Source organism: Flavobacterium bernardetii (assembly GCF_011305415.1).
GTDB lineage: Bacteria > Bacteroidota > Bacteroidia > Flavobacteriales > Flavobacteriaceae > Flavobacterium > Flavobacterium bernardetii.
The window spans coordinates 64,518-85,307 of sequence record NZ_JAANOQ010000007.1; the positions used below are offsets into that span (position 1 = coordinate 64,518).

The 20,790-nt window shown below is 32.2% G+C and carries 20 protein-coding genes; 10 read left to right on the forward strand and 10 right to left on the reverse strand.

The features are described 5' to 3' along the window. The first annotated feature begins 42 nt into the window (after window positions 1–42). The 3 genes from G6N05_RS12460 (at window position 43) to aat (ending at window position 2,050) form a co-directional block, all read left to right on the forward strand. Window positions 43–918: a flavin reductase family protein gene (locus G6N05_RS12460; protein ID WP_166129893.1), complete on the forward strand. Its 876-nt coding sequence runs from the start codon at window positions 43–45 to the stop codon at window positions 916–918. A gap of 12 nt (window positions 919–930) precedes the next feature. Next, window positions 931–1,311, forward strand: a complete 381-nt coding sequence (locus G6N05_RS12465) for a DUF3127 domain-containing protein (protein ID WP_166129896.1) — start codon at window positions 931–933, stop codon at window positions 1,309–1,311. Window positions 1,312–1,414: 103 nt separating this feature from the next. Beyond that, window positions 1,415–2,050 (forward strand): leucyl/phenylalanyl-tRNA--protein transferase, encoded by a 636-nt coding sequence (gene aat / locus G6N05_RS12470; protein ID WP_166129899.1) that lies wholly within the window; start codon window positions 1,415–1,417, stop codon window positions 2,048–2,050. A gap of 67 nt (window positions 2,051–2,117) precedes the next feature. Here aat and G6N05_RS12475 read toward each other — a convergent pair whose 3' ends face one another. From G6N05_RS12475 to G6N05_RS12495, 5 genes are all read right to left on the reverse strand, one after another. Then, window positions 2,118–2,345, reverse strand: coding sequence for a hypothetical protein (locus tag G6N05_RS12475; protein WP_166129902.1), 228 nt, complete (start codon window positions 2,343–2,345; stop codon window positions 2,118–2,120). Between the two features lie 11 nt (window positions 2,346–2,356). Beyond that, on the reverse strand, window positions 2,357–2,572 hold the full coding sequence (locus G6N05_RS12480) for a VF530 family protein (protein WP_166129904.1): 216 nt from the start codon (window positions 2,570–2,572) through the stop codon (window positions 2,357–2,359). Window positions 2,573–2,676: 104 nt separating this feature from the next. After that, on the reverse strand, window positions 2,677–3,234 hold the full coding sequence (locus tag G6N05_RS12485; RefSeq protein WP_166129906.1) for a DNA-3-methyladenine glycosylase I: 558 nt from the start codon (window positions 3,232–3,234) through the stop codon (window positions 2,677–2,679). Then, entirely contained in the window at window positions 3,227–3,895 is a 669-nt protein-coding gene (locus G6N05_RS12490; protein WP_166129908.1) for a queuosine precursor transporter, read from the reverse strand. The genes G6N05_RS12485 and G6N05_RS12490 overlap by 8 nt, the downstream gene beginning before the upstream one ends. Beyond that, the gene (locus tag G6N05_RS12495; protein WP_166129911.1) at window positions 3,896–7,663 is read right to left on the reverse strand and encodes a TraB/GumN family protein; all 3,768 of its coding nucleotides are present in this window, start codon (window positions 7,661–7,663) and stop codon (window positions 3,896–3,898) included. 195 nt (window positions 7,664–7,858) lie between these two features. Here G6N05_RS12495 and G6N05_RS12500 point away from each other — a divergent pair, with 195 nt between their 5' ends. Then, on the forward strand, window positions 7,859–8,656 hold the full coding sequence (locus G6N05_RS12500; protein ID WP_166129913.1) for a TIGR00266 family protein: 798 nt from the start codon (window positions 7,859–7,861) through the stop codon (window positions 8,654–8,656). A gap of 47 nt (window positions 8,657–8,703) precedes the next feature. On the opposite strand, the gene G6N05_RS12505 is transcribed toward G6N05_RS12500, so the two are convergent. From G6N05_RS12505 to G6N05_RS12525, 5 genes are all read right to left on the reverse strand, one after another. Continuing rightward, entirely contained in the window at window positions 8,704–10,809 is a 2,106-nt protein-coding gene (locus G6N05_RS12505) for a prolyl oligopeptidase family serine peptidase (protein ID WP_166129915.1), read from the reverse strand. A 36-nt stretch (window positions 10,810–10,845) separates the two neighbouring features. Then, window positions 10,846–13,056, reverse strand: coding sequence for a TonB-dependent receptor (locus tag G6N05_RS12510; RefSeq protein ID WP_166129919.1), 2,211 nt, complete (start codon window positions 13,054–13,056; stop codon window positions 10,846–10,848). Between the two features lie 145 nt (window positions 13,057–13,201). Then, window positions 13,202–13,534, reverse strand: coding sequence for a hypothetical protein (locus G6N05_RS12515; protein WP_166129921.1), 333 nt, complete (start codon window positions 13,532–13,534; stop codon window positions 13,202–13,204). After that, window positions 13,534–14,523 carry an aspartate-semialdehyde dehydrogenase gene (locus G6N05_RS12520; protein ID WP_166129923.1) on the reverse strand — a complete coding sequence of 330 codons (990 nt, stop codon included), beginning with the start codon at window positions 14,521–14,523 and terminating at the stop codon, window positions 13,534–13,536. The genes G6N05_RS12515 and G6N05_RS12520 overlap by 1 nt, the downstream gene beginning before the upstream one ends. Before the next feature lie 213 nt (window positions 14,524–14,736). After that, a complete protein-coding gene (locus tag G6N05_RS12525) occupies window positions 14,737–15,732 on the reverse strand; it encodes a TlpA family protein disulfide reductase (RefSeq protein WP_166129926.1) in 996 nt (331 codons plus the stop codon). A 135-nt stretch (window positions 15,733–15,867) separates the two neighbouring features. Here G6N05_RS12525 and aspS point away from each other — a divergent pair, with 135 nt between their 5' ends. The 6 genes from aspS (at window position 15,868) to G6N05_RS12555 (ending at window position 20,770) form a co-directional block, all read left to right on the forward strand. Beyond that, complete coding sequence (gene aspS / locus G6N05_RS12530; protein WP_166129928.1) at window positions 15,868–17,622, forward strand: aspartate--tRNA ligase; 1,755 nt, start codon at window positions 15,868–15,870, stop codon at window positions 17,620–17,622. A 72-nt stretch (window positions 17,623–17,694) separates the two neighbouring features. Beyond that, window positions 17,695–17,895, forward strand: coding sequence for a cold-shock protein (locus tag G6N05_RS12535; protein WP_091310371.1), 201 nt, complete (start codon window positions 17,695–17,697; stop codon window positions 17,893–17,895). Window positions 17,896–18,072: 177 nt separating this feature from the next. Beyond that, a complete protein-coding gene (locus G6N05_RS12540; protein WP_166129930.1) occupies window positions 18,073–18,438 on the forward strand; it encodes an NADH-quinone oxidoreductase subunit A in 366 nt (121 codons plus the stop codon). A gap of 13 nt (window positions 18,439–18,451) precedes the next feature. Further along, window positions 18,452–19,000 carry an NADH-quinone oxidoreductase subunit B gene (locus G6N05_RS12545; protein WP_166129933.1) on the forward strand — a complete coding sequence of 183 codons (549 nt, stop codon included), beginning with the start codon at window positions 18,452–18,454 and terminating at the stop codon, window positions 18,998–19,000. A 2-nt stretch (window positions 19,001–19,002) separates the two neighbouring features. Further along, window positions 19,003–19,530 (forward strand): NADH-quinone oxidoreductase subunit C, encoded by a 528-nt coding sequence (locus tag G6N05_RS12550; protein WP_166129935.1) that lies wholly within the window; start codon window positions 19,003–19,005, stop codon window positions 19,528–19,530. A gap of 1 nt (window position 19,531) precedes the next feature. After that, window positions 19,532–20,770 carry an NADH-quinone oxidoreductase subunit D gene (locus tag G6N05_RS12555; RefSeq protein WP_166129937.1) on the forward strand — a complete coding sequence of 413 codons (1,239 nt, stop codon included), beginning with the start codon at window positions 19,532–19,534 and terminating at the stop codon, window positions 20,768–20,770. Window positions 20,771–20,790 lie beyond the last annotated feature (20 nt).

Here is a 20,790-nt window from a genome sequence, read left to right on the forward strand (position 1 = left end):
GATAAAAGGAAATTCGACTATATTTGTAAAAAATTAGAATTTATGTTAAGCATTGATCCAAAAGAAATTTCGCCAGTAAAATTGCAAGGGTATTTACAAAGTGCTGTAGCGCCTAGACCTATTGCTTTTGCTAGTACTTTAGACATCCACGGAAATCCGAATTTGTCGCCATTTAGTTTTTTTAATGTGTTTAGCAGCAATCCTCCGATATTGATTTTTTCGCCTGCGCGAAGAGTTCGAGATAATACGATAAAACATACTTTAATTAACGCACAAAACACAAATGAAGTTGTGATCAATATTGTAAATTATGATATTGTACAACAAATGAGTTTGTCGAGTACAGAATATCCTGATGGTGTAAATGAATTTGAAAAAGCAGGATTTACGATGCTGCCTTCGGATATTGTAAAACCGTTTAGAGTAGCTGAAAGTCCGGTGCAATTTGAGTGTAAAATTAACGACATTATTGCTTTGGGTGACCAAGGTGGTGCTGGAAATTTGATTATTTGCGAAGTCGTAAAAATTCACATTCACGAAAGTATTTTAGACGAAAACCAAATGATTGATCAACATAAAATTGATGTAGTTTCTCGCTTAGGAGGAAATTGGTACAGCCGTGCGAATGCAGGATTATTTGAAGTAGAAAAACCATTAACTACTTTAGGAATTGGTGTAGATTCGATTCCGAATTTCATTAAAGAAAGTGGTTATTTCAATGGAAATGATTTAGGAAAATTAGGTAATATAGAAGCTATTCCAAATGAAGAAGAAATTACTATATTTGTAAAAGAAAATTTTGAAGTCAAAGCTGTTTTAAGTTCAGACGATTTGGATACGAAATTCGCGAAAGCAAAAGAATATTTAGACAACAATCAAGTTTTAAACGCTTGGAAGTTATTATTAGCAGAAAAATAAATTATAGAGATTATGGAAGTTATTGGAAAAATCAAAATGATTGGCGCTACTCAAGACGTTAGTGCTTCATTCAAAAAAAGAGAATTAGTTGTTACTACTGAAGAGCAGTATCCACAACATATTATGGTTGAATTTACGCAAGCAAAAGTTGACGATTTAAATTCATACCAAGTTGGAGAACAAGTGAAAGTTTCTATCAATTTAAGAGGAAGAGAATGGGTAAACCCACAAGGTGAAACGAAATATTTCAACTCAATCCAAGGATGGAGAATTGAAAGAATGGCTGCTGCTGCACCTGCTGGAGCTCCAGAAATGCCTCCAATGCCAGCTGCTGAAGCTTTCGCTCCTGCCACTAACTTTAAAGAAGAAGAACACGACGATTTACCTTTCTAAAAGATAGTCGTTAGATATCAAAAGTCAGAAGTTAAGAGTTTACTTAATTTCTGGCTTTTTTTAATATTTCTAATTTGGAATTGATTTTTTTGAAATTAACAAGATGTATTTTTTAACACCCGAACTTTATTTTCCGCCTGCTTCTGAAACTTCACCAGAAGGCATAATTGCTGTTGGCGGCGATTTGTCTCCAGAAAGATTATTATTGGCGTACCAAAACGGAATTTTTCCTTGGTACGATAATGATGAACCGAAACTTTGGTGGTGTCCGGAAGAAAGAATGGTGTTGTTTTTCGAAAATTTACGAATTACGAAAAGCATGAGAAACGTTTTGAACAGAAACGAATTTCAAATCACTTTTAATACCGCTTTTAGAGACGTAATTTCTAATTGCCAGCAAGCACCAAGAAAAGACCAAGACGGTACTTGGATTTCCGATGAAATTATAGAAGCGTATTGCAAACTACACGAATTAGGTCATGCCAAAAGCATTGAAGTTTGGCAAAATAACGAATTAGTTGGCGGTTTATACGGAATTGATTTAGGCGATGTGTTTTGTGGAGAAAGTATGTTTTCTAAAGTGCCAAATGCGAGTAAAGTCGCTTTTATTCATTTGGCGAAACAATTAGAAATGGCGAATTACAAATTATTAGATTGCCAAGTTTACAACGATCATTTAAATAGTTTAGGTTGTATTGAAATTGATAGAGAGGAATTTTTAGCGATTTTGACGATGTAGTTGTCACACAGAGATTCGCTAAGTAACACAGAGAATCACAGAGTTTTTTATTAACTTATAAGTTTGATTATTTTCGTAAATCTTTAGCTGAAGGATCTTTTAAATACATTTTTCCATCTTTGTCAAAAGACCAAACATTAGAAATCTCTCTTAATCTACTTAGGTTAATTTCTCCCTTTTTAACTTGAATTTTTACTTTTCTTCGAAGTTTTCTATTCGCATTTTTTTTATTCTCTTTTTCAGTTTCTGAAGTAGTAATGCCTCTTTTTGGCGTGTTTCTTTTAGATCTACTCATTGTTTATTGTATTATCTTGCATCAAACTTTTTCAAGCTTCTCACATATAATTCTTCTACTTTTTTACGCGCCCATTCGGTTTTTCGTAAAAAAGTTAAACTTGATTTTATTGATGGATTTTCTTTAAAACACTTGATATTTATTAATTCGCCAAGCGCATCAAAACCATAAAAATCGACTAGTTTTTCGAGAATTGCTTTTAACGTTATGCCGTGAAGTGGATCCATTTTATTTACGATTTATGATTTGGGATTTACGATGTGTTGTAAATACTGATATTTTTTTTAACTTTTTTTTTTCTAAAACTGCGACTATTCACTTCGACTAAAACCTAACCTCTCACCCAACAATCTTCCACATGATCATTAACCATTCCGGTAGCTTGCATGTGTGCATAAACCACGGTTGAACCGACAAATTTAAAACCTCTTTTTTTCAAATCTTTACTTAAAGCATCAGAAATCTCAGTCGTTGCTGGAACATCTTTTAATGTTTTTCGATTATTATCAATTGGTTTTCCATCTACAAAAGCCCAAATGTATTTGGAAAAACTCCCAAATTCTTCTTGTACTTTTATGAAAGCTTGTGCATTAGTAACCGCTGCTTTTATCTTTAATTTATTTCTGATAATTCCAACATCTTCTGCTAAAACTTGCAATTTGGAATCAGAAAATTTGGCAACTTTTTGTACATCGAAACCTGCAAATGCTTTTCTGAAATTATCTCGTTTGACCAAAACCGTATACCAACTTAAACCTGCTTGAAACGTTTCTAAAATTAGAAATTCAAACAAAGTCGCATCATCATAAACGGGTTTTCCCCATTCGTTATCGTGATAGTCTTTATATAAATCGGTTTTTTCGCACCAAGCGCAACGTTTCTTAGTCATTTACTATTGGTTTTTCGTTGTTGTGAATGTATTTATTAATCAAAAAATGACCTAAATAGATTAATGGCGTTAAGCAAATTGCGATGATTAATTTAAAAGAATATCCAGTTAAAGAAAATTCTATATATTGTTTGGTATTCCAAATTCCGGGTAAATAAAAAGCAATTCCACCCACAATAAAAGAATCTATTAATTGAGAAAACACGGTTGAACCTGTACTTCGTAACCAAATCATTTTTTCGCCAGTTTTCTTTTTGAAATAACTAAAAATAGTTACATCTAAAAATTGTGCGACTAAAAACGCAATAATCGAACCTACAATAATTAAATTACTTTGTCCGAAAACGGCAATAAATTGTTCGTTAGAAACTGGACTTATTCCTTTCGCTTCTGGGATTTTCATCGAAAAAAACAAAACTACAAAACAATAGGCAATTAAGCCAGCTGTGATGTAACTTAATCTTTTTACACCTTGTTTTCCAAAATATTCATTTATTAAATCGGTAGTAATAAATACAATTGGCCAAGGTAAAATTCCCATACTTAACACAAAAGGACCAACTTGAATAAGTTTCCCTCCAATAAGTTCGGCAGTGATGGCGTTGGTTATAAAAATTCCCGCCAAAATAATATATACTATTTCTTTTTTGGTTCTTAGCATTTAGTCTTCGTAATATTCTGTTTCATCATAACCATTACTGTTACCATTCGAGAAACTCACGCGCAAATGATTGTCGTTTAAAGATTCGTTAATCATCGTTTTTATGATTTGATTTATTTCTTTGTCTTCGATAATTTTTACTTCATCAAATCTTCTGAATGCTTTTAAATTTAGTTTGTTATTTTCGTCGTGAACAAAAGCAATTGCCGTCAATTTTTCGGAATTTTTCCCGTAAGAATCCTCTTCAACGTCAATTTTCTTGTAGAAGAAATAAGATATTTTTTTATCTTTTACTGTGATTACTTTTTCATCCAACATTACAATTGAATCATTTTTTTCATTGAAATCCTCGTAATAATGAATGGCTGTTTTTACAATAGAATCTCTATTAAACTTGTTTAATTCATCATTTTGTTTGTTATGATACAACATTTGAAAAGCCGTATATTTGGTTTTCGGGTTTTCAATTAATTTTTGAATACTGTTTTTGTCTAATTTTTTATTTCTTGCCAATTCTCTGTTGGCAATTGCAACATTTAAATCGTCGATATTTAATTTATCAGCTTTTTGATACAACTGACTAATTTCTTTTTCGTTTTTAAACGGATATAAAATAGACAAATAGCTATTAAATGCTTCTATTGGTGCGCCATCATCATCGTTATAATCATATTCATCTTCTTCGCTTGCTTCCTCTTCAGATTTCCAACTTGCAACTCGTTTGTATTCTAATTTTGCATTAGTCAACAACATTTTTTTGTACGATTTTAGTTTTTTCGATTGCGCTTTTTGGGAATTTAATAACACTTTTACAAAATCAACAATTGGTTCATGAAACTCGTTAATGCTATAATATTCTAAAATATTTGGATATAACACTTGTGAATTTTCCAAATCTGAAGTAAATAAATTAAACAATCCAGAAATAACATAATTATCAGAAATTGGTAAATCGTATTCTAATAATTCCGCTATTTTTTTGTACGCTATTTTACTTTTTTGAAACGTTAACGCTCTTAAAATTGAAAATTGCGTTTGAGTAGAAACATCTTGTACTTTATAGGCTTGCTCTAAAAACGGAATAACTTCAGCGGATTTTAAAGAACCAATACTTTCGTATAAATCACCTTTAAATTCCATTTCTTCTTTACGGAATTCGAAGTTTTCAATTAACGCTTTTAATTTAGAAAAATCCGTTTCTTCGATTCTTAAATCGCTGTAAGATTTTATTGCCGAATATCTAATACTATCGTGTTCACTATTTAAATCTTCTTCAAAAATGCTGAATTTATTCTCAAAAAAGGTTCTAGACGTAATTTTATCTTCTACTTTAAACGTGTTAAACACCTTTTCTATAAACGGATTGTCGTTTTTATAATTCTTGTCAACTAGAGTCGTAAGGGTATAATATTCCCCTTTTTTAAGTACAATTTTATACTTTATAGCTTGCCTGCTTTTTGGTTTTGTAGCTAAAACTTCATACACATAATAATCACTCGCTTCGTCTTTAGTGAATTTCTCATTGATTAATTCTAATTTTTGATTGGTAGATAAAGCCAATGTTTTATCCCAAGTTGTCGATTTATAATCTAACGGATTAAATTTCTCTTCCTCTTTTTCTTCGTTTAAAGTGGCTACAGAAGTTAAATTTAAAGCATCAGTTGCGGCTGCATCGACTACTGTCGCCACATCTAAATCTGCATAATCATTATTTCTAGAATAATTTTTAGCTTCAAAATCTGTAGAAATATTTTTCTTAACTTTATTAAAAAGTGAATCTAAAACCGCATAACTTTCATATCTATGTGGTTGAGAATACGTGATTTCAACTGCATTTTTATTTGGAGAAAATATTTCGAACGTTTTAAATTTAACTTCAAAATGATTGGTTTTATCGGCATCATCATATCGTTTTTTTCTATCGAATTTAAAATCTAAATATTCGTTTTGTTGTTTTGGAATTTCTACAGAAAAATGCGCGGTTGAATCTTTAAACGTTTTGTATACAATTTCTTCTTTAGCAGGTGTAATTTCAAACGAATTGAAGAAAGCATCTACTTTGTTTTTAGAAGTATTTACAGTTCCTAGTAAATAATATTTATTTCCTTTTAAAACCGATTTCAAATAAATATTTTTCTCTTTTAATTTAGATTGAGAAGTAAATTCGAACTTGTTTTTATCGAAATGTGTTTGCGTAGAATCTAATTCGTGAGTAGTATAAAATTCATAATGCATTCTTTTCAATTCGTATTCCGAATCTTCCAAATTAGAAATATCCATTAACGTGCTTTCCATTAAGAAATAGTGCGCGTTTTCTTGCTCATCGAATGCGTAAATTTCCGTATCTTCTAGTTTTTTATTATCGTTTTTATTTCCCACAAACGAATAATAAGAAGGCATTTTGACTTTAAAATTTTGTTTATTTGGAACAATACTTACAAATTCTTGTTTGTACGATTTGATTTTGATGTTATTATACACCTCATCTTCATATCTTCTTACATAATCCCCTTCACCGCTCATAATTACAGCAATAATTTCCAGTGGCGTAATGTAATATCTGTATCTTTCGTTTTTACCCGTTTTGGTTTTACTTTTAATATCGTACACAAAATTATTTTTTTCTTGGTACGCTTTTTTCTCCAAAATTTCACCTGGTATGTTTTCGAAAAACAAACTGTCTAATGTTTTATGATTGAATTTTTCGTCTTTTTTACTGATGAAATCTTTTAACAACATGCGTTTTACGTTGATATATCCACCATTACCTAAATCTGGAGATTCTAAGTTTTCTTCATTTTTCAAGACCAAAGGAAATAAAGGTAAAGAAACCATTTCGTCTGAAGTTGTATTCACTTCAAAAACGGGTTTTACAAAATACTCTTCAATTTGTTTTTTAAGTTTTTTTCCTTTTTCCGTATAATCAGAAATAATTGGCGTTACCGTATATCCTTTTTTACGTAACATTTCAATCATTCCATTTTTCCCAGGTAAATGTGCGGCACCAACTGCTGCGAACAAACTTCCTGTTTTCATGATAGAATCCATGCTTTTAGTCATTACTTCATTTCTGTCAAAAAGCATCGCTTTATTGTATGATTTTGGAGAAGAAAGCATGTTTAACGTGTCAATTAAATCTAAATCTTTTTCACGATACGCATCACGTAAAACCTCAGCATAAGAACGTTTTTTTAAGATTTTTAAAAAAGCTTGTTTATTTCCGTCAATTTCACTGATATCCATTTGAGATTGGGCTCTCTCAATATTTAATGTCGTCGTTTTTACGTTTTCTAATCCTAAAGTTTTTTTACCATATTTTCTTCCTGTTCTGTAAATGAACATATCTAAATACGTTTCTTCTTGGTATTCTTGATTGGCTTGATTGGTTCGAGATAATAAGCCAATTAAATTATAATTAGAACCTCTAAAAAGAGAAGATAAATTATCTTTTTCTACAGGTGAAGTATAAAAATTAGAGTAGAAATTTCCACTAGTTTTTGTTGACCTGTAAAAACCAAATAAATCGTATAATTCGGTCCAAGTATTCGGTTCGCTTTCGTTAGCGATAAAATCTGAGGCTAATAATTTTTCGAAAAACGAATCCGATAAATGAAAAGAAACCTTGTCAGAAACGTGCATGGTTCCATACATATATGATTTTTTGGTTAATCCGTTTCCAGAAATTTCCCAAAATAAACTTTGATATTTTTTTTCTTGTGCTAAGGCAGAAATCGACAAAAATGTCAGTAAAAATAAAATCTTCTTCAAAACGAATGATTATTAAGTTAAGTTCCTTCAAATATAACAAATAGAAATAAACTTTTTAAGGATTTAACACTTGTTATGTTGAAAGTTTTTCATTTAATTGAGTTCTATGTTTTTACAGATCGAATAATCTAATTTAAAAGTGTAACATTTTAAAAATTCTTCTACTAATTTAAAAAAACTAAAAACTTAAAAAATATGAATGCTCACGAAATAGATTACCATATTTATGGTGAAGAAATGCAATATGTAGAAATTGAATTAGATCCACAAGAAGTTGTAATTGCTGAAGCTGGCGGATTTATGATGATGGAAGATGGTATTAAAATGGAAACGATTTTTGGTGATGGGAGTCAACAACAACAAGCTGGTTTTATGGGTAAATTACTTTCCGCTGGAAAACGAGTTTTAACAGGCGAAAGTTTGTTTATGACTGCTTTTCAAAACCAAGCTTCTGGAAAAAAGAAAGTTTCTTTTGCTGCTCCGTATCCAGGAAAAATTATAGCTATTGATTTAAAAGCGTATCACGGAAAATTCATTTGTCAGAAAGATGCTTTCTTATGTGCGGCGAAAGGCGTTTCAGTTGGCATTGAGTTTTCTAAAAAAATTGGAAGAGCTTTATTTGGAGGTGAAGGATTTATCATGCAAAAAATTGAAGGCGACGGAATGGCTTTCGTGCATTCTGGCGGAACATTAGCTAAAAAAGAATTAGCATCTGGTGAAATCATGCGAATTGACACCGGTTGTGTGGTTGGTTACACGCAAGATATAGATTTTGATATTGAAATGGTTGGCGGTGTAAAAAACACCATTTTTGGTGGAGAAGGAATGTTTTACGCAACACTTCGCGGACCAGGAACTGTATTTATACAATCCTTACCTTTTAGCCGATTAGCTGGAAGAATTTTAGCTAACGCGCCACAAAATGGCGGCGGAAAAGAAGAAGGAAGTGTATTAGGTGGTGTAGGAAGATTATTAAACGGAGATAATTTTTAAAATAAAAAATGCGGCCAATGGCCGCATTTTCTATATATACTCTTTGCTTATTTCTTTACTTTTTTGATTCCCATATTAAACAAAGTAAACGCTTGCATATCCACTTGCTCATTTATAATAGCATCGGTTGATTTTCCTGCGCCGTGTCCGGCATTCACATCAATTCGAATTAACATAGGTTGAGAACCTGAATATTTATCTTGTAATTCGGCAGCAAATTTAAAACTATGTGCTGGCACTACTCTATCATCATGATCACCAGTGGTTACCATTGTTGCTGGATAATTCACCCCTGATTTCACATTATGAACTGGAGAATATTTTTTAATGTATTGAAACATTTCTTCACTTTGTTCAGACGTTCCATAATCGTATGCCCAACCTGCTCCAGCTGTAAAAGTATGGTAACGCAACATATCTAAAACACCAACGGCTGGCAATGCGACTTTAAATAAATCTGGTCGTTGTAACATTGTTGCTCCAACTAACAAACCGCCATTCGAACCGCCTTTTATAGCTAAAAATTGTGATGAAGTATATTTTTGTGCTATTAAATATTCGGCTGCAGCAATAAAATCGTCAAATACATTTTGCTTTTTCAATTGAATTCCTCCATTGTGCCATTGCTTTCCATATTCGCCACCACCGCGTAAATTCGCCACTACATAAACACCACCATTTTCTAACCAAACGGCATTTGAAATACTAAAAGCCGGAGTTAAACTTACATTAAATCCACCATAACCGTATAAAATAGTTGGATTTTTTCCGTTTAATTTCAATCCTTTTTTATGTGTGATAATCATTGGAATTTTAGTTCCATCTTTTGAAGTATAGAATACTTGTTTCGATTCGTATTTCTCTGATTTGAAATCCACTTTTGGTTTTTGATATACGGCAGAATTTCCTGTTTTCACATCAAATGCATAAATAGAACTTGGAGTCGTATAATTCGTAAAAGAATAATATAACGTTTTCTCTTCTTTTTTTCCTCCAAAACCTGAAGCTGTTCCTATTCCAGGTAATTTAACTTCTGTGATTAAAGCACCATCATAATCGTATTGTTTCACTACAGAAATGGCGTCTTTCATATAATTCGCAAAAATATAATTTCCACCTGTTGAAACCGATAAAACGTTCTCCGTTTCAGGAATGACTTCTAACCAATTTGGCAATTCTGGATTATTCGCATCAATAATCATTAATTTCTTATTTGGCGCGTTGTTGTTGGTAATAACATATAACTTGCTTCCGCGATTGTCGATAATATCATAATCATAAACCATGTTATCAACTAATGTTTTAATCTCGAATTTTGGTTGGGTCAAATCTACTAAATACAATTCGTTAGAACTTGTCGCATTGGCTGCTGAAATTACCAAAAATAAATTATCTTCTGTAACACTTCCACCAACATATCTTCTTTTTATATCACCACCAAAAACCACTTTATCTTCCGATTGCGCTGTTCCTAATTTATGATAATATAATTTATGTTGATCTGTTTTGGCAGATAATTCGCTACCTGTTGGTTTGTCGTAACTAGAATAATAAAACCCTTCATTTTTGTACCAAGAAACGCCGCTGAATTTCACGTCGACTAACGTTTTACCAATTTTTTCTTTTGTAACAGCATTCAAAACAATTACTTTTCGCCAATCTGAACCTGCTTCTGAAATTTGGTAGGCCAATAAACTTCCATCTTGCGTGAAATTAATTCCAGCTAAAGATGTCGAACCATCTTTTGAAAACGTATTCGGATCTAAAAAAACTTTTTCTTTTCCAGAAGCGTCTTTTCTAAATAAAACCGATTGGTTTTGAAGTCCGTTATTCTTATAGAAATACGTGTATTTTCCTTCTACGAATGGCGCAGAAATTTTTTCGTAATTCCACAGTTTTTCCATTCTAGCTTTGATGTTTTTTCGGAATGGAATTTGGTCTAAATAGTTATAAGTAACTACATTTTGAGCTTTTACCCAACTTTCCGTTTCCGCACTTCTGTCGTCTTCTAACCAGCGATAAGGATCAATAACTTCGGTATTAAAATAAACATCTTTATGGTCTATTTTCTTTGTTTTTGGATACGTAATTTTATTTTGAGCCATAATTCCGACAGAACTAATTAAAGTTGCAAAAATGATTGATTTTTTCATTCGTGTTTGTTTTGTTGTGTTACAAATATATAGTTTCTACAAATCAAAATTTACACCTAAAACTATATTTCTTCCCATATTATATATTCCGTCTGCTTTTAAGCGAGATAAATGCGCTACATATTCTTTGTTTAATAAGTTTGTAGCCGTTAAATATAAATTGAATTTCGATTTATTCATCTGAATATCTGTTCCAATTCCTGATGAAAGCAGCAAATAATCGTTGGTTTTTGTTTCGAATTGGCTGATATTATTTTGGTTAAATGTGTAATTCGCTTGCAAGAAAATAAAACTGTTTTTTATGTTTTTCGATACATCAAAATTCGCTCTAAAATTGTTTTTCCATTGATTAGCAGGAAGTAAAGGCAAACTCGAATTATTGTTTAATTGTCCAATTACGATTTCATAACTACTGGTCATGTGTAACCAATCTATTTCGTGTAAATGCAAGTGAATTCCGGTTTCTCCACCAAATAAAACGGCATTATTTTGTAAATAATCGTACACGAAATTATCGTCAATAGTGTTTCCGTTTGGCGAAATAAAAATATAATTATTGATGTTATTGTAAAATCCGTTCGCAAAGAAATCGAAATGTTCTGCGTTATAATCGACATTTAAATCGACTTGAAAATTTTGTTCGTTTTTCAAGTTTGGATTTCCAATTTCATAACGATTGCTTCCTTCATGAACACCATTTGAAGATAATTCTGATAAATTTGGTGCTCTGAAACCGGTTGCTACATTGATTCTTGTTGTAATTTTTTCTGTAATTTCTGTTTTAAATCCGAAGGAAGCGTTGATACTTTCGAAGTTTTTATCCAATTTTTGAAAAGAACCTTCTGTACCGAATTCTCCAAATTCTTGAATAGTTACGTTTCTAAAATCGTATCGCACCCCAAATTGCAACAGGTTTTTATTGAATTTATATTGCGAAGTTCCGAAGAAACCAATATCAGCAATTTTCGCATTTGGAATCAATCTTTCTTCTCCAAAATTTCTATTTTCTTGATTCATTCCTTGAAAACCAATAATTGTTTCGAACTTCCCGAAATCTGGCAAATAATATCTTACGTTATAATTGAACGTTTTCAATTTCATAAAAAGAGCAATTTCATCAATGCTTTCTAACTCTTTTCTGTCGTTAAAAACATAACCTGCTGTAGCTTCTAATTTGGAATTTTTGAAGAATACTTTCTGATTAAAACTCAACAAATGATTTTCAATTTTCTGACTTGGAAATAAAGGAGTTCTAAATCTTGAATCTTCAATTTCTTCTTCTGGTAAACCTAAATTTAAATCGTTATAGTTGTAACGAAAATCGGCTACATAACGTGAAGTGGCAAAAGAAGTTCCGATTTTAAAATCTTTTTCAATAAAACGTGTATTGACTACCGTTTCACCATTTGGAGTTTTATAATCGGCGTGAGTGGTATAATTATTTTGAACTAAAAACTTAAATTTCTCTTCCGAAGCTTTTACCGTTACCGAACTATTTGAGCCTTGCGTATTGCTATTTACAACCTGATTTACAGCTAATTCCGTTTTATTATTAGCCGCATATTTTTCTGGATTGAAATACAAAACACCTCCCATCGCATCCGAACCATATAATAAAGAAGCGGGTCCTTTTATGATTTCTACACTTTCTTGTCCATTGGCATTTAATCCTAAACCGTGTTCTTCACCAAATTGTTGGTTTTCTAATCGGATGCCTTGTGCATATGTTAAAACTCTATTTCCACTTAAACCACGAATAACAGGTTTTCCGATAGAAACACCAGTCGAAACTACACTTACACCCGGATTTGTAGCCAAAGCATCTGATAAATTGATAGCCCCAGCATTTTGAATTTGTTTTAGATTAATGTGATCAATTTTTACCACATTTTCGTTTTGTGTTTTGTTGAAAACAGAAGAAACTAAGATTTCATCTATGTGATGTTCTTCATTTTCTAAGATAATATCTAGAATTTTTTGTTCTTGATTTCCGATAGAAACTTGTTCAGATTTAATTTCGAATTTATCTTTTTTGAAAATTAAAATCCATTTTCCAATTGGTAAATTTTTAATTTCAAATTGTCCTTTTTCGTTAGATTTTGTTTGAATGACCGCATCGGAAACCGAAATTTCAACGTTAGAAATAGTTTCGTTGTTTCTGTTTTTAATTGTTCCTGAAACGGAATTTTGAGCTAAGCCCATAGTTGTAAAGCCCATCAAGATGATGAGAAAAATATATTTTTTCATGTGTATAAGTTTAAAATAAATATAATAGTGATATTAAAAACACGGATTTCACAGATTAGCACAAATAAAACATTTGAGTAACAAGTGTAACCCTATTTTAATAAATCAAATAGAGAAATACTGAAACAAGTTCAGTACAAAAAACTTATACTACCGGTGGACCTCGATGTGAGAAATATAAAAATTCCTTTTCTTTTACGATAGATTCGTACGTATTAGAAAAATGAAATTTATGTTGTGGATTTATAAAATCAAAAGTAAAAATTTCAGTAGAAAGAAAAGCGGCGAATTGGAAATCACAGACTGGACAATCGGTTTGAGTATCCGCAGATACCTGCGTTTTAGAAGTATCTTCTTGAGTAACCGCGTCATGAAAATGATGGGCTTCATCTGTAAAAATATGTAACGACTGATAGCATATGGCAAAAAGTATTGCCAATGCCATCAGAACATTATATTTTACATAGTTTTTTTGCATTATACTAGGTTATTCGCAACTAGATACTCCGCAATTTGAACCGTATTTGTAGCCGCGCCCTTTCGTAAATTATCCGCAACAATCCACATGTTTAAGGTGTTAGGCTGACTTCCATCTCTACGGATTCTTCCCACAAAAACATCGTCTTTACCTTCTGCATAAAATGGCATTGGATAAGTAAAAGTATCAATATTATCTTGAACTGTAATTCCTGGAGTGTTATGTAAAAGTGTACGAACTTCGTTCACATCAAAATCGTTATGAAATTCTACGTTTACCGCTTCACTATGTCCACCAACAACCGGAATTCTTACTGCAGTTGCTGTAACACCAATTGTTTTGTCGTTTAATATTTTTTGTGTTTCACGAACCAATTTCATTTCTTCTTTGGTATAATCGTTTTCTTCAAACACATCACATTGTGGAATTGCATTTCTATGAATTTGGTATTTATAAGCCATTTCGCCTTTAATACCAGCATATTCGTTTTCTAATTGTTGCACACCCTTAACACCAGTTCCAGTGATAGATTGGTATGTAGAAACAATAACGCGTTTGATTTTATATTTCTTATGTAAGGGTGCTAAAGCCATCACTAATTGAATCGTAGAACAATTCGCATTTGGAATAATTTTGTCGTCTTTAGTTAAAATATCTGCATTGATTTCTGGAACCACTAATTTCTTAGTTTCATCCATTCTCCATGCTGAAGAATTATCAATTACTGTAGTTCCCGCTGCAGCAAATTTTGGTGCCCAAGCTAAAGAAGTTTCACCACCTGCAGAAAACAAAGCAATATCTGCTTTCATATCCACTGCTGTTTGTAAACTAACTACTTTATAAGTTTTTCCGTTGAATTCAATTTCTTTACCCACAGATTTTTCTGAGGCAACAGGAATTAATTCCGTAACCGGAAAATTTCTTTCTTTTAATATTTGAAGCATTACTTCTCCCACCATTCCAGTGGCTCCAACAACGGCTACTTTCATTTGTTTAGATTTTATTTTTTAGAGGTAACAAATGTATCACTTTTATATTATTTGGTATTTGCTTAAGCAATACATTTTTATTAGTGATTTCATCTTTATATGTATTATTTTTTAGCTAGGCAAAAGTATAAAACTTATTGCTAACATTTTTATCAAAAAAAGTTAATAATCATAAAAAAACTGCTCGAAAGCAGTTCCTTTATTTTTTGTGATTTATTTTACTAACGAGTCTAATAAAGTCACTAATTCTGGTGATGAAGGTCTTGGCGCATCAGCGTTTACAATTTTTCCTTCTGGACTAATTAAAATAAATCTTGGAATTCCGTTAATTTTATATCCTTGTACAAAATCAGATTTCCAATCTTTATCCGCTAATAATTGAATACCACCTAAATTTTTATCTTTTACAAATTGATTCCATTTCTCATGATTTATTTGCTCATCAACAGAAATACTTACGAATTCGATATTTTTACCATGATAAGCTTCTTCCGTTTTTTGTAAAAAAGGAATTTCTTGACGACAAGGTCCGCACCAAGTTGCCCAAACATCAATATATACATATTTCCCTTTTAAACTTTCTAATGTAGTAAAACCTCCTTTATGATTTTCGAAATTAAATGAAGGTGAAGTAGTTCCGTTTAATTTTTTCAATTCAAAAGCAGCAGATAAATATTGAACCATACCTTTCATACCGTTTTCCACATCTGCTTTATATTTAGCTACAAAACCAGCTTCTAAACCTTGAGGCATTGCCGCAAAAATACTTTCTTTGTACTTAGCAACTTCTGCATTTAAAGCTTCTAAATTTTCAGCTTTCATCATTGGTTCAAAGGCAGTTTGATCCGCTTGTTTTAAAGTTTCAGCTGCTAAAAAAGTATTTTCATTTGCACCTTTACCTTTAAATTTAATCGTATTATCAAAATCTTTATAATCTAAAGCTACTTGAATAGCAGTTGTATTTGTTAAATACAAATCAGCATATTGCTCATCAACTTCTAATTTAAACATACCATCAGTTACATTAAAAGTTGAATTGAAATTCCCTTTTTTATCAGCAACTATCATTTGGCTAAAACCTCTCGATTTTACATAAATCGTATCTGTTGGCTTGTTAGCAATTTTTGCTGAAAATTTAACTTGAGCGCTTGCTGTTAAAGAAAAAACACCCGCTACTACTGAAAATAAAAATGTTTTGTTGTGTGTCATTTTTTAAATTTTAAAAATACAAAGCGTAAATATAATAGAATTAAAAATAGAATTATCTAAAAAATTGTTAAGATTATCAGCCATTAAACTTAATAAAATTTAAAATTATTATACTTTTGCAAAAAATAAAAAACAATGTTTAGAAGTTTTACTTGTGGTGAATTAAACGCTACACATATTAATCAGGAAGTTACATTAGCAGGTTGGGTTCAAAAAACGCGTGATAAAGGTTTTATGATTTGGGTTGATTTGCGTGACCGATATGGTATTACGCAATTAATTTTAGACGAAACCAGAACGGACAAAGCTATTTTTGATAAAGCAAAATCTTTAGGTCGTGAATTCGTAGTTCAAGTAAAAGGAACGGTAATTGAGCGTGAATCTAAAAACAAAAACATACCAACTGGTGAAATTGAAATTTTAGTTTCTGAATTAACCATTCTAAACGACTCTTTGACGCCTCCATTTACTATTGAAGATGAAACGGACGGTGGTGAAGACATCAGAATGAAATATCGTTATTTAGATATTCGTAGAAATCCAGTTAAAAACAGCTTATTATTCCGTCATAAAGTGGCGCAAGAAGTAAGAAACTATTTATCTAACGAAGGTTTTTGTGAGGTGGAAACACCATATTTAATTAAATCTACTCCAGAAGGTGCTCGTGATTTCGTTGTACCAAGTAGAATGAATGAAGGACAATTTTACGCGTTACCACAATCGCCACAAACTTTTAAACAATTGTTGATGGTGGGCGGAATGGATAAATATTTCCAAATTGTGAAATGTTTCCGTGATGAAGATTTACGTGCCGACAGACAACCAGAATTTACACAAATCGACTGCGAAATGGCTTTCGTAGAACAAGAAGATATTTTAAATCAGTTTGAAGGATTAACGCGTCATTTACTGAAAGAAGTAAAAGGCATTGAAGTAGATAAATTTCCTCGTATTACCTACGATTACGCAATGAAAACGTACGGTAATGACAAACCAGACATTCGTTTCGGAATGGAATTTGGTGAGTTAAACGAAGTGACAAAACATAAAGATTTTCCTGTATTTAATGCTGCTGAATTTGTAGTTGGAATTGCCGCTCCAGGTTGTGCATCGTACACAAGAAAAGAAATTGACGCATTAATTGACTGGGTAAAACGCCCACAAATTGGTGCAACAGGAATGATTTATTGTAAATATGAATTAGACGGAAGTTTAAAATCATCTGTAGATAAATTTTTCGATCAAGAAGACTTAAAAAAATGGGCAGAAATTACAGGCGCGAAACCTGGAGATATGATCTTTGTTTTATGTGGAAATACAGATAAGACTAGAACACAACTTTCAGCCTTACGTATGGAATTAGCAACTCGTTTAGGATTGAGAAATCCGGATGTATTTGCACCACTTTGGGTTTTAGATTTCCCTTTATTAGAATGGGATGAAGAATCTGAAAGATATCATGCGATGCACCATCCATTCACTTCTCCAAAACCAGAAGACATGCATTTAATTACTACCGATCCAGGTAAAATTAGAGCCAATGCTTACGATATGGTTTTAAACGGAAATGAAATTGGTGGAGGTTCAATTCGTATTCACGATAGAGACTTACAAGCTAGAATGTTCGAATTGTTAGGTTTCTCAAAAGAAGAAGCAGAAAATCAATTTGGTTTCTTAATGAATGCTTTCCAATACGGCGCACCACCACACGGAGGTTTAGCTTTCGGATTGGACAGATTAGTTGCTATTTTAGGCGGACAAGAGACAATTAGAGATTTTATTGCCTTCCCTAAAAACAATTCTGGAAGAGATGTTATGATTGATGCACCTTCACAAATTGACGATAAACAATTAGAAGAACTAAGTATTAAGTTAAATATCACAAAATAAAATCACATTTTTCTTGCTTGTGTCAAATAAATTTATATATTTGCTCATTATTAATAATTAAATACGCATATAATGCAAACAGGAACAGTAAAATTCTTCAATGAGACTAAAGGTTTTGGTTTCATCACTAACGAAGATACAGGTAAGGACATTTTTGTTCACGCTACAGGAATCAAGGTTGAAAACTTAAACGAAGGAGACCGTGTTAGTTACGAAGAAGAAGAAGGAAGAAAAGGAATTGTAGCAACAAACGTTGTAATATTAAACGATTAATTTATTACCCTCTAAAAACGCTCCCCATAAAGGAGCGTTTTTTTTGTGCCTTATTCTTTATTTAGAATGATTATAAATGTATTCATTTTAATGAAATTACTATTCTTATTAGGGTTTAAATTTTGATAATACCACAATACAAATTATTTTTGTAGCTATTTTCAAATCAACACTAAAATGCAAAATTCTCAAATCGATTTTATACCTATTCTGATGCAAGTTGTTCTTGCTGTAGGGTTTGTTGCTTTAACTATATTTGGCTCAAGCCTTTTAGGTCCAAAAAGATCCTCTGCAAACAAAGATAAAAGTTTCGAATGCGGAATTGAATCTGTTGGAAACGCACGTATTCCTTTTTCTGTAAAATACTTTTTAGTAGCTATTTTATTCGTTCTTTTTGACGTGGAAGTAATTTTCATGTATCCTTGGGCTGTAAATTTCAAAGAAATGGGCGTGGATGGATTAATTAAAATGAGTATTTTCATGATTTTATTACTAATTGGTTTCTTCTATGTAATTAAGAAGAAAGCGTTAGTTTGGGAATAACAAATTGGAACGAATGGAAAAGAATAAAGTAAATATGGTTGACGCTCCAGAAGGGCATGTTGGTGAAGGTTTTTTCGCTACGAAATTAGACCAAGTAGTTGGTTTAGCTCGTGCCAATTCATTATGGCCATTGCCATTCGCTACTTCATGTTGTGGTATTGAATTTATGGCAACAATGGCTTCACATTACGATTTAGCTCGTTTTGGCTCTGAACGTGTGAGTTTTTCTCCTCGTCAGGCGGATATGCTATTAGTAATGGGAACCATCTCTAAAAAAATGGCGCCAATTTTACGTCAAGTTTACGAACAAATGTCAGAACCTCGTTGGGTAATTGCCGTTGGAGCTTGTGCTTCTTCAGGTGGTATTTTTGATACGTATTCTGTTTTACAAGGAATTGACAAAGTAATCCCAGTAGACGTTTATGTACCTGGTTGCCCGCCACGTCCGGAACAAATCGTAGATGGCGTAATGCAATTACAAGAACTAGTGAAAAGTGAATCTCAAAGAAGAAGACATTCTGCAGAATACAAAGAATTGTTGGCTTCCTATAACATAGAATAATAATGGCTTTAGAATCATTAGACATACAAAACAAACTGCAAGAAACTTTTGGTGAGCATGTAAAGTATTTCAGAACAGAATACGACATGTTTGTTTTAGAAGCAAATGCAGATGTAGTGTATAACGTAATCAAGTTTTTAAAAGAAGAACCTTCTTTGAACTTTAATTTTCTTACTGACCTTTGTGGTGTTCATTATCCAGATAGTGAAGAAAACGAACAATTTTGTGTCGTATATCATTTACACAATTGGTACGAAAACAAAAGAATTAGAGTGAAAACTTTTTTAAACGGAACCACTCCTGAAGTAAAATCTGTCACTTCTTTATACAATTGCGCAGATTGGATGGAAAGAGAAACTTTCGATTTCTACGGAATCATTTTCAAAGGGCATCCAAATTTAGTTCGTATTTTAAATATGGACGAAATGGTTTCTTTCCCAATGAGAAAAGAATTCCCAATGGAAGATTCAGGAAGAACAGACAAAGACGACCGTTTCTTTGGTAGAACCATTAACAATTCAACAATTTAAGATGGGAACAGTAGCATTACCAGCAGATCACAGATATTACAAATACATAGAGGAACGTCACAACGAAGATGGTAGCGAATTAGCTATCTTAAACTTAGGACCTACTCACCCTGCCACTCACGGAATTTTTCAAAACATCTTATTAATGGATGGTGAAAGAATTTTAGACGCAGAACCTACAATCGGATACATTCATAGAGCCTTTGAAAAAATTGCTGAAAACCGTCCGTTTTATCAAATTACTCCTTTAACAGACCGTATGAACTATTGCTCATCGCCAATCAATAATATGGCTTGGTGGATGACTTTAGAAAAATTATTAGACATCGAAGTTCCAAAACGTGCACAATATTTACGTGTGATTGTGATGGAATTAGCTCGTATCACGGACCATTTAATTTGTAACTCAATTTTAGGAGTGGATACTGGTGCGTATACAGGTTTCTTATATGTGTTTCAATTCCGTGAAAAAGTTTATGAAATTTACGAAGAAATTTGTGGTGCTCGTTTAACCACAAATATGGGAAGAATTGGTGGTTTCGAAAGAGACTGGTCGCCAAGAGCTTTTGAATTATTAGATACTTTCTTAAAAGATTTCCCAGTTGCCTGGAAAGAATTTGAAGATTTATTTACAAGAAATAGAATTTTTATTGATCGTACAGTTAATGTAGGTGCGATTACTGCAGAAAGCGCAATGTCATACGGATTTACTGGTCCGAATTTAAGAGCAGCAGGTGTGGATTACGATGTTCGTGTCGCACAACCTTACTCTTCTTATGAAGATTTCGAATTTAATATTCCTGTTGGAAAATCAGGTGATACGTACGACAGATTCTGTGTAAGAAATGCTGAAGTTTGGGAAAGTTTAAGCATTATCCGTCAGGCTTTAGAAAAAATGCCAGAAGGGAATGTATTCCACGCAGATGTTCCTGATTATTACCTTCCTCCAAAAGAAGACGTATACCATAATATGGAAGCTTTAATTTATCACTTTAAAATTGTAATGGGTGAAGTTCCTGTTCCAGTTGCCGAAGTATATCATCCTGTTGAAGGTGGTAACGGTGAATTAGGTTTTTATTTAATTACAGACGGAAGTAGAACTCCATATAGATTACATTTCAGAAGACCAAGTTTTATATATTATCAAGCCTACCCTGAAATGATTAAAGGTTCAATGTTGTCAGATGCCATTGTAATCTTATCAAGTTTAAATGTAATTGCTGGCGAATTAGACGCTTAATAAATTATAAATGATGAGTT

Bases quoted from the DNA above. Each gene is read 5' to 3' on its own strand.
- G6N05_RS12515 (WP_166129921.1), bottom strand. From the start codon at position 13,534: ATGCAAAAAAACTATGTAAAATATAATGTTCTGATGGCATTGGCAATA.
- G6N05_RS12540 (WP_166129930.1), top strand. From the start codon at position 18,073: ATGCAAAATTCTCAAATCGATTTTATACCTATTCTGATGCAAGTTGTT.
- G6N05_RS12545 (WP_166129933.1), top strand. From the start codon at position 18,452: ATGGAAAAGAATAAAGTAAATATGGTTGACGCTCCAGAAGGGCATGTT.
- G6N05_RS12505 (WP_166129915.1), bottom strand. From the start codon at position 10,809: ATGAAAAAATCAATCATTTTTGCAACTTTAATTAGTTCTGTCGGAATT.
- G6N05_RS12490 (WP_166129908.1), bottom strand. From the start codon at position 3,895: ATGCTAAGAACCAAAAAAGAAATAGTATATATTATTTTGGCGGGAATT.
- G6N05_RS12550 (WP_166129935.1), top strand. From the start codon at position 19,003: ATGGCTTTAGAATCATTAGACATACAAAACAAACTGCAAGAAACTTTT.
- aat (WP_166129899.1), top strand. From the start codon at position 1,415: ATGTATTTTTTAACACCCGAACTTTATTTTCCGCCTGCTTCTGAAACT.
- G6N05_RS12475 (WP_166129902.1), bottom strand. From the start codon at position 2,345: ATGAGTAGATCTAAAAGAAACACGCCAAAAAGAGGCATTACTACTTCA.
- G6N05_RS12480 (WP_166129904.1), bottom strand. From the start codon at position 2,572: ATGGATCCACTTCACGGCATAACGTTAAAAGCAATTCTCGAAAAACTA.
- G6N05_RS12510 (WP_166129919.1), bottom strand. From the start codon at position 13,056: ATGAAAAAATATATTTTTCTCATCATCTTGATGGGCTTTACAACTATG.
- G6N05_RS12555 (WP_166129937.1), top strand. From the start codon at position 19,532: ATGGGAACAGTAGCATTACCAGCAGATCACAGATATTACAAATACATA.
- G6N05_RS12520 (WP_166129923.1), bottom strand. From the start codon at position 14,523: ATGAAAGTAGCCGTTGTTGGAGCCACTGGAATGGTGGGAGAAGTAATG.
- G6N05_RS12465 (WP_166129896.1), top strand. From the start codon at position 931: ATGGAAGTTATTGGAAAAATCAAAATGATTGGCGCTACTCAAGACGTT.
- G6N05_RS12460 (WP_166129893.1), top strand. From the start codon at position 43: ATGTTAAGCATTGATCCAAAAGAAATTTCGCCAGTAAAATTGCAAGGG.
- G6N05_RS12525 (WP_166129926.1), bottom strand. From the start codon at position 15,732: ATGACACACAACAAAACATTTTTATTTTCAGTAGTAGCGGGTGTTTTT.
- G6N05_RS12500 (WP_166129913.1), top strand. From the start codon at position 7,859: ATGAATGCTCACGAAATAGATTACCATATTTATGGTGAAGAAATGCAA.
- G6N05_RS12535 (WP_091310371.1), top strand. From the start codon at position 17,695: ATGCAAACAGGAACAGTAAAATTCTTCAATGAGACTAAAGGTTTTGGT.
- aspS (WP_166129928.1), top strand. From the start codon at position 15,868: ATGTTTAGAAGTTTTACTTGTGGTGAATTAAACGCTACACATATTAAT.
- G6N05_RS12485 (WP_166129906.1), bottom strand. From the start codon at position 3,234: ATGACTAAGAAACGTTGCGCTTGGTGCGAAAAAACCGATTTATATAAA.